The following is a 13,108-nucleotide window of genomic DNA, read 5'->3' on the forward strand; positions in this document are numbered from 1 at the left end:
AAGCCCGCAATTGCTTGCGGGCTTTTTTATATCTGCAATTTCAAACAAATCTATAAAAAATAAGATTATGTTATCACTCCAATTCCTGGGAGCAATTTTTGCTGGGGGAATTGTACGGTTGGCTCTTCCTGAACAAATCCTTTCAACAACCTACTGAAGCTGTGCCATCCATAGATATGTGGCTACCATCCCTATATCAGCCTGCTGAGGTTGTCCCCTCCGTGGGGAATTCCGTTATCTTCAACCGTATAAAGATAATATCAATTGCGAGTGAAATTACAGCAGAGTAACGGCGAAATTTTGAATATGCACAATGTCTTTATCACGGCTTTATATGCAATGAGTTGATTTTGTCTGATTTCTATTTTAATTACCATTCATAAGGGGGTAAATGTGATTTAAATCATATGGTTACATTTTTGTTGCAACGTTTTCTATCGGCAATTAGTTGTGTCTTTAATGATGGGCTTTAAACAGTATTGTTGGAAATATGAGCGCAAATACTTCAAAGGTTAATAAATAGTTTGTTTTTGTTGCTGCTTTGTTTTTGCTATTTTATTTATATTAAATATGATTCATTCATGAATATGTTGTTTTAATTAAAAATATTATTGATAGAGAGGTTGCATGCACGACTTAATAACAGTCGCCATTACTGTGTTCATGGGTTTTTTCGCGATGATGAATCCCTTTGCGAATACGGCAGTATTTGTGGGAATGACAGGTGGAATGCCAGCAAAACAAACAAGAGCGATTGCATTTAAGGCTCTGGTTACGGCTTTTTGTATCATCACAACGTTCTGTTTTTTAGGCAAAGGGATCTTTAGTGTATTTGGTATTACACTACCTGCGTTACGATTAGCGGGGGGGATTTTAGTCTTTCTTGTTGGTTATCACATGCTGCAAGGTAATACATCAAGTATGCATGCTGCAAAGGAAGAAGAAACATCCGATAGCGGTGCTGATATTGCGATTTCGCCATTAGCTCTACCATTACTTGCAGGCCCCGGCACGATTGCGACGGCGATGAACTACTCTGCAGCCGGGGGCATGTTTCATATTCTTGTTACGGTTTCAGCCTTTGCTTTACTGTGTGTGATCACGTTCTTTTGTTTTATTTATGGCCCTAAACTGATAGAAAAAATTGGTCAAAGTGGGATCAGTATTATTACGCGCTTAATGGGACTAATTTTAACCGTGATTGGTATGCAAATGGGGATACAAGGTGTTCATGATGCAATCGTACTATTCTCTGGTGTTAAGTAAGATTTAGTTGAATTGATATACGAATGTGATGATTTATGAGATTAAGTCCATACATATATTTTCTATATATGGACTTAGTTTTATTAGATGAGGTATTGACCTTCCCTTTACTGGAACCTTTATGCTCATGACTCTTATTATTTAATGAATAGACAATGTATGAGCTGTTGTAACAAAGCCCCTAAAGGTGGCGCTTCTTTAGGTTTATTACTGAAATTTATTGGCGTTATTTTTTTATTGCTGCTGGTGTTTGCATTTTTCAGTAACTAGCTTGATAGAACCGTTTATTTATTATGTCTGTCGTTATGAGCGTGAGCATAAATAGAGCCCCCTTCTTTAAGCAGGTCTACGATTTCTGGCGTGATCTCTCGTGATATCGCCGGACATCCCCAACTTCGACCTAGCATCCCAATTGCATGAATGACATTTGGCTCAGCGTAGCTGGCACCGTGTAATACAATCGCACGTTTTCGCGCATTTGAATTACTAGGGCTCATTCCATCTAATCGTAAAGAAATGCCGTATTTACCATAATAAGCTTCACCAACACGGTAAGTACCTAAGCTGGTTTGTCTACTGTTCACTGTGTTGGAAAATTGGGTTGCATACAGTTTGCCGCTGTTTATACCGTGAGTGACAAAGGTTCGATGGAGTAGGGCTCTTTTTTCGATATCTATGATTAAAAATCTTTTAGAGTCAGAAGGTTGAGAGTAATCAATGATCGACATTATTGGTTTGTTGGCAACCCGTAAATGTTCACGATAAGCATTGAGGAATATATCAAATTCAACGTAATTTTGGAGCTGAGCATGGTCGTAAACCTTCCAAGCGTGCGTTGCTCTCATTGCGTTAGCGTAATGACTGCTAAAAATTAAAGATGCGATAATGAGATATTTGAGTTTTAGACGGAAAAAAAGTGAAAACATCATAACCCCCTCCCATATTGAACGTGCTTATTTGCTCGGTGATGGTATATAGAAGAGATGTATGAATATTCTGTGCCAATTATCTAAAAGACAAGGCATTGTTTACACGACTCAGCGTGGGCTTGGTTACAGTATGTGATGGTTGAAAATAAGAGATGTCTTAGAAGTTAAAAAAGAAAACTCGCGCTAAAAACGAGCTTTCTAAATGGCATTTTGCAAACAATAAAGCGAATTATGATCTCGCATGAGCGTAGATTGAACCGCCTTCCTTTAACAAGTTGACGACTTTTTTGGTTAACTTCATTGGAATGGCTGGACACCCCCAGCTACGTCCAAGCATGCCTAATTTTTTAATGGTACTTGGCTCTGCGTATTTTGCTCCATGCAGCACAATAGCGCGTTTTCTTGCATTAGAATTTGATGGACTCATCCCATCAAGACGTAAAGAAAGTCCATACTTACCATGATACGCCTCAGCAACACGATAGGTGCCTAAGCTGGTTTGTTTACTGTCAACAATATTAGAGAATTGTGTAGCATAAAGATTGCCGCTATTGATGCCGTGTGAAACAAAAGTGCGGTAAAGCAGTTTTTTCTTATCGGTATCAATAATAAAAAAGCGGCGGTTATTCGATGGTTGGCTGTAATCAATAATCGACATAATCGGTTTATCAGCAACACGAACATGTTCTTTATAAGCGGTCATAAAAATATTGAAGTCTAAGTGCTTCTTAAGCTTTGTTTCTTCATAAATAACTTTGGCTTGCTGTTGTAATGAGGTCTTTGCATATCCGCTAGAACTAAAACTTAACAGTAAAATTATAAAAACACGTGTCCATACCTTCTTCATCATTGCTTCCTGCAAAAATTTAAAGTGCGGCCGTCAGTTTGATATTTGATCGGATTTTAAATAAAGCTATGACTATTGATTTTTGGCTCAATAAGACAAAAAAATACTTTTGTTACTAATTTTTGATACAAAAATGAATCATTTTTGATGATTAAATATATAAAATGTTTAATTTTTGACTTATCGATGATGTAAATATGACGTTATCAGTGAATCATCAGGTTTTATTATTGGCATGTATGGCATGCTGAACAGTAGACGATGATGTATTAATCGATAATAGGAATGGTTCAATGGTGATTCAACCTGAAATTCAAGGTGTTGTGGCACGAACAGCACATCCTTATGGTTGCCAGCAAGCAGTACAACAGCAGATTGATTATGTACAGTCTGTTGCGCCGATCACACAAGGTCCTCTCCGAGTATTAATTTTAGGTGCGTCATCTGGATTTGGGCTGGCATCACGTATTGCGTTGACCTTTGGTGGTGCGCAAGCGGAAACTTTGGGTGTCTCTTATGAACGAGGTCCAAGTGATAAGGGAATAGGCTCTGCTGGTTGGTATAACAATATTTTCTTTAAGCAAGCGGCTGAGCAACAAGGCTACCTAGCCAAAAATATTGTGGGTGATGCATTTTCAGATGAAGTGCGTCAACACGTAGCGCAAACAATACGTGATGAGTTTGGCGGACACATTGATTTAGTGATTTATAGCCTAGCAACCGGTATTCGTCCCGATCCTGAAACGGGTGAGGTGTGGCGTTCATGTTTAAAAACCGTGGGTGAAAATTTTTTTGGCTATAGTGTTGATTTAGAAAACGATGCGTTAGTCCCTGCGGAATTAACAGCAGCCAATGACGAGGAAGTTTTCGCGACGACGAAAGTGATGGGTGGTGAAGATTGGCAACAATGGATAAACTTTCTGTTATCTGAAAACCTGTTAGCCCCAAAAGCTAAAACTTTGGCTTACTCATATATTGGTCCTGAGTCGACATATCCTATTTATCATCACGGGACACTTGGTATTGCCAAGCAACATTTACATCAAACCGCGCACGCAATTAATCAACAATTAGCTCAGATGATCAATGGTCAAGCTAACGTAGTGGTGTGCAAAGCATTAGTGACAAAAGCCAGTGTCTTTATACCGACATTTTCACCCTATATATTGGCGTTATTTAAAGTGATGAAGCAAATGGGAAATCATGAAGGGTGTATTGAACAAATGCAGCGCCTTTTTGCACAAAAAATTTATTCAGCGGCGGGTACTGAAACAAAACTTCGCAATGATTTAGACGAGCAATCAGATCAGACTCTGATCAGAATGGATGATTGGGAACTAAAACCTGAAGTACAGTTACAAGTAAATAAATTAATGGCAGAAATGAATGCTGACAACTTTAGACAGGTTGGCGACTATGCTGGATACAAGTCAGCTTTTTTAGCCCTTAATGGCTTTGGTTTATCATCTGTTGATTATACTCAGCCTATTGATATTGAAGAGTTATCAAAATTAGCGCCCTAATTATTTTAGGGTAACTGTTAGTGCCTCTATTCAAGGATAAATATGCGCCAATTAACGACTTTATTAGATCAATGGCTTAATAGCTTTAATAAAGTGATGGATGAAACTATTGCCAGTGACATTCCATTTACCGTACCAACGGTGAGAGAAGGTCTCGCTACTATTACTCGTGAACTCGTCACCGAGGTTCCCGATATTGCGTTAATTGAGAACTTAACGATTAAAGATAAAGTGCCTATTCGCATTTATCATCCTCAACCAGAGACGGCACTCCCCGTATTAGTTTTTTTTCATGGTGGTGGGCATATGTCGGGTAGTGTCGAGGTTTACGATCCTATTTGTCGGAAATTAGCACAACATAGTCAGTTTATTGTTGTATCGGTTGAATATCCTCTTGCTCCAGAACACCCTTATCCAGCAGCGATTGATGATGGTTATTTGGTTTTACAATCGCTGTTTCAAACTTTGATCCGTGCTGAGTTAAATTTTGTACCACAACTTTCTATTGCTGGAGATTCAGCGGGTGGTGCTATTTGTGCCACGTTAGCACGAATGGCACAATTTGATGATGAGGTTGAAATTACAAAGCAAGTACTCATTTACCCAAGCCTTGATTACACTTTAAGTTTTCCATCTGTTAATCAAAACGGTATGGGGTATTTGCTACAACAGTCTCGTATTGAATGGTATTTCTCGAATTACTTTCAGCATAATGAAGATAGACGTAAAGCATCACCCGTGTGGGGACCCTATAGTATGGCACTGCCTGAAAGCTTAGTGATCACAGCTGAGTTTTGCCCACTAAAAGATGAAGGTATCGCGTATGTCGAAGCGTTAAAAAAGCAAGGTGTAGAAGCAGAGCATATCCATTTTGACCAAATGATCCATGCGTTCTTAAATATGGAAAACATAGTAAAGAGAGAGTGTGAGCAGGCTTATAAAACGATAAGTGCCTTTCTCAATAAATAATTAATGTTATTTATAGCTCTTTGATTATTTATTATTAAGTCATACTCTTTTTAAAGCATTGATGGATTTGTTGCCTTAATTTTTTGTGTTTTGGGTCATTTAAATATCGGCGATGATAAATTAAATGGTAAGGGATCTCTTGTAATTCAATTGGGCTTGGCAATATTTGTAAATTTAATTGTTCAGACCATTTTTTTGCAAAAGAAACTGAGATTAATCCAATATGATTTGTTTGTGAGACGAGCATGGCAAGTGAGGATATGGATGACGTGTTAAGGGCGACATCTCGTTGAGAAATAGGCTCTTTTGCCATTTGTTCAAAGCCACTTAGCCCATTCCATCGAGCTGAATAAATAATATGCCGTGCATTGTAAAACATTTCTTTGGTGATTGTGCCTTGTATCGTCTTGTGATCTTTAGCGCAGATAACAACGGCGGGTTCACAATAAAGCTCTTCAATAATAAGTGACGTATCTTTCGTTGTCACCGTATCTATGATTAAGTCAACTTGACGTGTCTTCAAATGTTCGAAAAGTAGTGATTGTTCGTGTGGTTGATTCAGTACTTGAATATTTGGGATGTTGGTAATTTCATAAAGTGCAGATTCCGTGCAGTAAACTGCAAAATCGTGCTTACTTTCTAACGCTAACTCGATCGTATCAACAGCTATTTGAAAATGATTTGCAAGGTAATGCGCCTGTGAAGTCGGCTCTATTCCTCGCCCTTTTTTAATAAAAAGTTGCTTGTTAATTTCATTCTCAAGACGTTTTATCGCGGCACTTGTTGCTGGCTGCGTTAGGTTTAATTCATTAGCGGCTAGCGTATATGACTGATGGCGATATACAGAAAGAAATGTACGAACCAGATTCAAATCCATAAAAAGCCCTCCTTTAATATTTCTTCATAGTCTAATACATAAATATCATTTTGGTAACAATGTAATTAAAGCTTATTTATCTTTGTGTCACTCTTGGTATACATTTGTGCTCTGTAAGCGATTTTTTAGCATTAGATCACGTACTTAGTTAAAAAATCAGCTAAAAAATATTTAACAACTAGATTAGTAAAGATTATTCAAATGGTTCTATTGTCGCTGGCTTAGATCAGACAGTACGGCGAAATTTATCTTGGATAGCTTTTCATAATTAGTAATGGAATGTTTATGAATACAAAAAAAATGAACAAAAAGAAGTTTGCTTTAAGTGCTTGTGCACTTGCGCTTTCAGCAACTTCTGCAGTAGCTCATGCTGCTGAACAACCAAATATTGTTGTTATCATGGCCGATGATATTGGCTATTGGAATTTAAGTACTTATAACCAAGGAATGATGGGGTACTCAACGCCAAATATTGACAGTATTGCTCAAGATGGCGTGAAGTTTACTACCTTTTATGCTCAGCAAAGTTCTACTGCTGGACGTTCCGCTTTTATAACAGGTCAAATGCCTAAGCGTACCGGTATGTCAAAAGTTGGCTTGCCTGGCGCTCCTCAGGGACTTTCTGAAAAAGATCCAACCATGGCAACCATGCTAAAAGAGCTGGGTTATGCAACGGGTCAGTTTGGTAAAAACCACCTTGGTGATCGAGATGAACACTTACCGACTAATCATGGTTTTGATGAGTTTTTTGGTAGCTTATACCACTTAAATGCGGACGAAGAGCCTGAAAACCCAGATTATCCAAAAGATCCTGAATTTGCTAAAAAATTCGGACCTCGTGGTGTAATCAAGTCTTCAGCTGATGGAAAAATTGAAGATACGGGTGCATTAACCAAAAAACGAATGGAAACCATTGATAGTGAAGTCATTGGCGTTGCTGAAAACTTCATGGAGAAACAAGTTAAAGCGGATAAACCATTCTTTGCTTGGATTAACCCAACACGTATGCATAACAATACGCATATTGATGGTAAAGCCCAAGGTAAAACAGGGTTAGGAAAGTATGCTGATGGTATGGTTCAGCATGATGAGCAAGTGGGTGAAATCCTAGATAAAATCAAAGATCTAGGTATTGAAGACAATACGATTGTTGTTTACACCACCGATAATGGTCCAATGATTGCGACTTGGCCTGACGCAGGTATGACACCATTCCGTAGTGAAAAAAATACTGGTTGGGAAGGGGCATTCCGCGTTCCAGCAATGGTTAAGTGGCCTAATCATATTCCTAAAGGTAAAAACATCAATGGCATGATGGCATTAGAAGATTGGATGCCAACATTACTTGCCGCTGCTGGTAATGAGACAGCGAAAGAAGATCTACTTAAAGGTGCAACTATTCAAGGTAAGGAATATAACGTTCACCTTGATGGTTATAACCAATTACCTATGCTAACGGGTAAAACAGACAAGAGTGCTCGTAACGAATTTGCTTACTGGAGTGATGATGGTGATTTACTAGCGATCCGTCATGGTCGTTGGAAGATGCACTTCATGATCCAAGAGCATGAGAAAGGCCTTGATATCTGGCGCTACCCATTCACCAAATTACGTAGTCCGCTGTTATTTGACCTAGAGATTGATCCATTTGAGCGTGGACAAGGTGCTATGGGTTATGACAACTGGATGTATGAGCGTTTGTTCTTATTTGGACCAAGCATGGCTGCAGCAGATAAGATTTTTGAAACGTTTGAAAAATATCCGCCGCGTTTTAAACCAGCAAGTTTTGTTCCTGAAGAAAAATAATAGGCAATAAAAAAGAAGGCTGGATTCCAGCCTTCTTTTAGTTTTCGTTAATATTGTACGGCGTAATTGATGTATGAAAAAATCGACCTTCCTTGATGTTGTAGCGTTAAAAACAGCTGAAAAAAACCTTGATTCGTATGAAAGGCGATTTCATGTCATGACGAAACCGGGTGGCTCCAAATGTAATATTGATTGCCAATATTGCTTTTATCTTCATAAAGAAGATCTTTTGCATCAGCCAAAGCAACCCAAAATGGATGATGAAACGCTAGAAGCGTTTATTAAAAGTTATATTGAAAGCCAAGATGGAGAGGAGATCGTTTTTTCTTGGCAAGGTGGCGAGCCAACCCTTTTAGGGATCGATTATTTCCGTAAAGTCGTCACATTACAGAAAAAATATCAGCCAAAGGGTGTGAAGATTGAAAATGATTTACAAACCAATGGCATTTTATTAAGTGATGAATGGTGTGAATTTTTAAAAGAGAATAACTTTCTTGTCGGACTTTCTATCGATGGCCCAGAAGAGCTTCATAATAAGTATCGAGTAACAAGAAGTGGCAAGCCGACTTTTCATTTAGTAATGGCAGCCGTAGAGCGGTTAAAGCACTATCAGGTTCCTTTTAATGCTCTGGTTGTTGTCAATCGATTGAACGCTCAATATCCATTAGAGGTTTATCGTTTTTTAACCCAAGAGTTGGGTGCGACATATATTCAATTTACTCCTTGTGTAGAAAGTAAAGATTTTAAAACAACCGCCCCGCAGTTTTGGGATGAATCAATGATCCCAGTGAAAGACAGTGAGTTGGCAAAACCAGGCCACCCAATGTCAGTTGTGACGGATTGGTCTGTCGATCCTGATGATTGGGGACAGTTTTTAAATACTGTTTTTGTTGAATGGGTTAATAACGACCTTGGTCGTGTGTTGGTCAACCTTTTTGAAACGGCGGTTGCTCAGGTGATGGGTAAAGAATCACAACTTTGTGTTACTGCAGAGTTTTGTGGAAAAGGACTGGCAATGGAACACAATGGTGATGTGTTCAGTTGTGATCATTATGTTTATCCAGAATATAAATTAGGGAATATTAATGAGCGTGGTCTGAATGAGTTTGCTTTTTCTATCCGTCAACATAGTTTTGGTATGGAAAAGAAAAGTAGTTTGCCAAAGTATTGCCTTGAATGCCCTCATTTAAAGTTGTGCTGGGGAGAATGCCCTAAAAATAGGCTGATAAAAACACCAGATGGTGAAGAAGGTCTTAATTATTTATGTAGCGGTATTCGTGCATTTTTTGATGAGAGTTTGCCGATGTTGACAGGGTTATCAGTGTTATTACAACGACAATCAAATAATAATTAATGGAATAATTTATTATGGCTCAAACACAACAAGAACTAGTGTCACAGTTATTTGACCATGTTAATCAATCTGTTATTGGTCAACCTCAAGTTATTAAATCATTACTTATTGGTTTATTAACCAATGGTCATATTCTACTTGAAGGCTTACCCGGAACGGCAAAAACACGTTCTGTTAAAGCTTTGGCTCAAGCTTTACAAGTTCCATTTGGACGAATTCAGTTTACCCCTGACTTATTGCCTTCTGACGTTACCGGTACGGAGGTTTATCAAGAAGAAGCGGGTAAACCTCAATTACGATTTCAAGCTGGCCCGATTTTCAATAGCATTGTTTTGGCAGATGAAATTAACCGAGCTCCCGCAAAGGTTCAAGCGGCGTTATTAGAAGCGATGGCTGAAGGTACTGTTACTATCAGCGATCATACTTATGCTTTACCGTCTTTGTTTATGGTTTTAGCAACACAGAACCCGATAGAGCAAGAAGGAACCTACCCTTTACCTGAGGCGCAGATGGACCGCTTTATGCTGAAGGTAAAAGTGGACTATCCAACGGATGAAGCAGAGCTAGATATTATCCGACTTGTGAGAAAAGAAGAGATATTGCCGCTTTCTAGCAATGAGGTTGAAGGTTTTACTCTTGATCCTCAGGTGATTTTTGATGCTCGTCAGTCTATTTCATCTATTCACGTTTCAGAGATAGTCGAGCGTTATATTGTTAGCTTAGTCATGGCTACACGCTATCCAGAGCGTTATCCAAATACGGATTTAGAACAATGGATCGCAATTGGAGCAAGTCCTCGAGCGTCAATTGCACTTGATAAATGCGCACGAGCTTATGCATGGCTTGATCAACGTGATTATGTTGAGCCAGATGATGTACGTGCTGTTGCAGGCTCTGTGTTAGGGCATAGAATCGCATTAACGTACGATGCTATTTCTGATGATGTGACTGCGGAATCAGTTGTACAAGTATTACTCGATAACGTTGTTGTAGGATAAGTTGTTATGGCTAATTCTTCAGATGTGCAGACCAATCCTATCAATGATCCCAGAATTTATTGCAATTATTCTCGATTAGTAAAGTTACGTTCGCATATTAAGCGCTTTTCTTTTTTTCCTCATTTAAATACCAGTCGATTATTGTCTGGTCGACATAGTTCGTTATTTCGAGGCAGAGGCTTAAATTTTGAAGAATTAAGGCATTATCAACTGGGCGATGATATTCGTTGTTTAGATTGGAAGGTGACAATGCGCACAGGTAAAGCGCATTCACGGGTTTATTCTGAAGAAAAAGATCATCAAGTCATTATCTGTGTCGATCAACGAAGTTCTATGTTTTTTTCTTCACTCGATACCATGAAATCAGTTGTTGCTGCTGAGCTTGCGGTGTTATCTAGCTGGCGAATATTAAAAGAAAGCGATCGTGTGGGTTTTTATTTATTCAATGATGATAAGACGAACTGGCTGAAACCAACACGATCTCAAGGTGAGTTACTTCATTACATAAAAACGATTGTTAAAGATAACAGTCTACTTTCCGTTGATAATCATCACTCATCGGCGACGGCTTTAAGCCAAGTTATTGATGGTTTGAATCGACGTAAGTTAAAAGACAGTATCATTATTATCTTTAGTGATTGGAATGATGTTACCAGCGCAGATATAAAGCATTTGAAACAGTTACAACAGCATAATGATATTTTAAGCATTATGATCAGCGATCCTATGGAAGAACAACTTGATAGCGATTTATCTGCTAACTGGGTACTGAGTAATGGTCAAGAACAGCTGAATATTAATACTTCGCTGGATATAAAAAAAACCAATCAAATATTAGCCGATGCACAGCATATGAAGCGCGAACAGTTGTGTCGTTTAATGGCAATGAAAGCTCTTCCTTATATTGAAATCACGACAGATGGGAGTCACATCGCTCAATTTATTCAAATATTAAGGGGGAAACAATGACGACGCCAGCTCCACCTTCCTCATTAATTAAAGGATTAGTTGAAATATCTATTCCAGAATCAGTACCGTGGATCCCACAAACTATTGGCTGGTGGATTTTAATTGGGATTTTATTATTAATTGTTAGTTGGAAGATCTACTGTCTGGTTAAGTTATATATTCATAACAGGTATCGTCGAGAGGCGCTTGAAGATCTTCGTCTTATAGACTGTGATAACCCAGCACAAGCTTGTGCGGCACTATTTTCAGTTATTAAAAGAGTCACAGTCCATCTTATTGATAAATCAGCTCCTTATGAAGGAAAAGCGCTGTTAAACCTTATCCAAACAACATTGCCTACCGCAAATAATGGAGATAGCGTTACTGTGATTGATCCAGAGTTATTTCAGCGCTTTTCTGCCAGTTTATGGTTACCCGATGAAAACTGTTTATTGACTCCGATACAGGTTGATGCACTTAAAAAGCAATGCGTAATTTGGCTTAAAACACATCAACGCCCAGAGTAAGAAGTCGTTGTATTTTGGAGATATAGAGTAGTTATGGACTTTTCATTAACCGACATTGAACTTGCTCATCCCTTGTGGTTGTTGCTATTACCTTTACCGCTATTGATACATTATTTTTTACCCGGTTATAAAACTAAACAAAAAGCGATAAAAGTCCCTTACCTTAGCCAACTTATAAAAGGCCTTGATCTCAAGACTCAAGATGATACGAGCTTACTTAAACCTAGCCGTTGGCAGAAAGTATTACTGTGTATTGCTTGGTGTTTTATGGTTTTCGCTTTAACAAAACCAACGATATTAGGTGAGCCGCAAATAAGGGAAAAAATTGGTCGAGATGTCATGGTAGTGGTCGATCTATCAGGATCAATGGCAGAGAAAGACTTTAAAGCGCTAGACGGTAAAAGTATTAGCCGTTTAGATGCAGTAAAAAAAGTGTTAGCGGAATTTTCTCAACACCGCAAAGGTGATCGTTTGGGATTAATTTTATTTGGTGATGCAGCATTTGTTCAAACCCCTTTTACCTCGGATCACCAAGTTTGGTTATCACTATTAAATGAAACCCAAGTGGGTATGGCAGGGCAAAGTACGCATCTCGGTGATGCAATCGGGCTTACGATAAAGCGGTTTGAATTGCATGCAGATAAAGATAATGCGCCGCGTGAAAAAGTCGCCATCGTACTAACAGATGGTAATGATACCAATAGTGTTGTCCCACCACTTGAAGCGGCAAAGATAGCAAAGGCTAAAGGGGTACGTATTCATATGATTGCGGTTGGCGATCCTTTAACGGTTGGAGAGCAAGCGCTTGATATGGATATTATCGATAAAGTGGCTTCTTTGTCAGGAGGAAAAGCATTTACAGCGTTAAATCGTGATGAATTAGTCGACGTTTATAATGCGATAAACAAGTTAGAGCCACAACGTTATCAAAGTACAACGTACCGACCTAAACAGAGTATTCATCATTATGTGATTATCTCTTTACTCGTGATTTATTTATTGATGTTCGGACGCCAATTTATTTTGTCGTGGCGAAATAAAGCGTATTAATTTTCAAAGGGCTT

General features: G+C 38.6%; 12 protein-coding genes. 9 read left to right on the forward strand and 3 right to left on the reverse strand.

The features are described 5' to 3' along the window. Positions 1-627 precede the first annotated feature (627 nt). Positions 628-1,266: a MarC family protein gene (locus BTO08_RS16850; protein ID WP_105061789.1), complete on the forward strand. Its 639-nt coding sequence runs from the start codon at positions 628-630 to the stop codon at positions 1,264-1,266. 284 nt (positions 1,267-1,550) lie between these two features. Here the strand turns inward: BTO08_RS16850 and BTO08_RS16855 are convergent, their stop codons facing one another. Beyond that, positions 1,551-2,195, reverse strand: coding sequence for a murein L,D-transpeptidase catalytic domain family protein (locus tag BTO08_RS16855; protein WP_105061790.1), 645 nt, complete (start codon positions 2,193-2,195; stop codon positions 1,551-1,553). 229 nt (positions 2,196-2,424) lie between these two features. Next, entirely contained in the window at positions 2,425-3,042 is a 618-nt protein-coding gene (locus tag BTO08_RS16860) for a murein L,D-transpeptidase catalytic domain family protein (protein WP_431356680.1), read from the reverse strand. A gap of 293 nt (positions 3,043-3,335) precedes the next feature. Between BTO08_RS16860 and fabV the strand changes: the two genes are divergently transcribed. Together fabV and BTO08_RS16870 are read left to right on the forward strand one after the other, a co-directional pair. Next, on the forward strand, positions 3,336-4,565 hold the full coding sequence (fabV, locus tag BTO08_RS16865) for an enoyl-ACP reductase FabV (protein ID WP_105061792.1): 1,230 nt from the start codon (positions 3,336-3,338) through the stop codon (positions 4,563-4,565). Positions 4,566-4,607: 42 nt separating this feature from the next. Next, a complete protein-coding gene (locus BTO08_RS16870; RefSeq protein WP_105061793.1) occupies positions 4,608-5,534 on the forward strand; it encodes an alpha/beta hydrolase in 927 nt (308 codons plus the stop codon). A gap of 34 nt (positions 5,535-5,568) precedes the next feature. Here the strand turns inward: BTO08_RS16870 and BTO08_RS16875 are convergent, their stop codons facing one another. Beyond that, complete coding sequence (locus BTO08_RS16875) at positions 5,569-6,411, reverse strand: LysR family transcriptional regulator (RefSeq protein ID WP_105061794.1); 843 nt, start codon at positions 6,409-6,411, stop codon at positions 5,569-5,571. A gap of 285 nt (positions 6,412-6,696) precedes the next feature. Between BTO08_RS16875 and BTO08_RS16880 the strand changes: the two genes are divergently transcribed. From BTO08_RS16880 to BTO08_RS16905, 6 genes are all read left to right on the forward strand, one after another. Beyond that, on the forward strand, positions 6,697-8,217 hold the full coding sequence (locus BTO08_RS16880) for an arylsulfatase (RefSeq protein ID WP_105061795.1): 1,521 nt from the start codon (positions 6,697-6,699) through the stop codon (positions 8,215-8,217). A 73-nt stretch (positions 8,218-8,290) separates the two neighbouring features. Further along, positions 8,291-9,571, forward strand: a complete 1,281-nt coding sequence (locus tag BTO08_RS16885; protein WP_105061796.1) for an anaerobic sulfatase maturase — start codon at positions 8,291-8,293, stop codon at positions 9,569-9,571. Between the two features lie 14 nt (positions 9,572-9,585). Continuing rightward, positions 9,586-10,569, forward strand: a complete 984-nt coding sequence (locus BTO08_RS16890; RefSeq protein WP_105061797.1) for an AAA family ATPase — start codon at positions 9,586-9,588, stop codon at positions 10,567-10,569. A 6-nt stretch (positions 10,570-10,575) separates the two neighbouring features. Next, positions 10,576-11,538 (forward strand): DUF58 domain-containing protein, encoded by a 963-nt coding sequence (locus BTO08_RS16895; RefSeq protein ID WP_105061798.1) that lies wholly within the window; start codon positions 10,576-10,578, stop codon positions 11,536-11,538. Further along, positions 11,535-12,044: a DUF4381 domain-containing protein gene (locus tag BTO08_RS16900; RefSeq protein WP_105061799.1), complete on the forward strand. Its 510-nt coding sequence runs from the start codon at positions 11,535-11,537 to the stop codon at positions 12,042-12,044. Before BTO08_RS16895 ends, BTO08_RS16900 begins: the two co-directional genes overlap by 4 nt. A gap of 33 nt (positions 12,045-12,077) precedes the next feature. Continuing rightward, positions 12,078-13,094 carry a vWA domain-containing protein gene (locus BTO08_RS16905; RefSeq protein ID WP_105061800.1) on the forward strand — a complete coding sequence of 339 codons (1,017 nt, stop codon included), beginning with the start codon at positions 12,078-12,080 and terminating at the stop codon, positions 13,092-13,094. The last annotated feature ends 14 nt before the right edge of the window (positions 13,095-13,108 follow it).

Source organism: Photobacterium angustum, from assembly GCF_002954615.1.
In the GTDB taxonomy this organism is placed as follows: Bacteria; Pseudomonadota; Gammaproteobacteria; order Enterobacterales; family Vibrionaceae; genus Photobacterium; species Photobacterium angustum_A.

Coding starts and splice junctions, on each gene's coding strand:
- BTO08_RS16850 (WP_105061789.1), top strand. CDS start 628: ATGCACGACTTAATAACAGTCGCCATTACTGTGTTCATGGGTTTTTTC.
- fabV (WP_105061792.1), top strand. CDS start 3,336: ATGGTGATTCAACCTGAAATTCAAGGTGTTGTGGCACGAACAGCACAT.
- BTO08_RS16880 (WP_105061795.1), top strand. CDS start 6,697: ATGAATACAAAAAAAATGAACAAAAAGAAGTTTGCTTTAAGTGCTTGT.
- BTO08_RS16885 (WP_105061796.1), top strand. CDS start 8,291: ATGAAAAAATCGACCTTCCTTGATGTTGTAGCGTTAAAAACAGCTGAA.
- BTO08_RS16855 (WP_105061790.1), bottom strand. CDS start 2,195: ATGATGTTTTCACTTTTTTTCCGTCTAAAACTCAAATATCTCATTATC.
- BTO08_RS16875 (WP_105061794.1), bottom strand. CDS start 6,411: ATGGATTTGAATCTGGTTCGTACATTTCTTTCTGTATATCGCCATCAG.
- BTO08_RS16895 (WP_105061798.1), top strand. CDS start 10,576: ATGGCTAATTCTTCAGATGTGCAGACCAATCCTATCAATGATCCCAGA.
- BTO08_RS16870 (WP_105061793.1), top strand. CDS start 4,608: ATGCGCCAATTAACGACTTTATTAGATCAATGGCTTAATAGCTTTAAT.
- BTO08_RS16905 (WP_105061800.1), top strand. CDS start 12,078: ATGGACTTTTCATTAACCGACATTGAACTTGCTCATCCCTTGTGGTTG.
- BTO08_RS16890 (WP_105061797.1), top strand. CDS start 9,586: ATGGCTCAAACACAACAAGAACTAGTGTCACAGTTATTTGACCATGTT.
- BTO08_RS16860 (WP_431356680.1), bottom strand. CDS start 3,042: ATGAAGAAGGTATGGACACGTGTTTTTATAATTTTACTGTTAAGTTTT.
- BTO08_RS16900 (WP_105061799.1), top strand. CDS start 11,535: ATGACGACGCCAGCTCCACCTTCCTCATTAATTAAAGGATTAGTTGAA.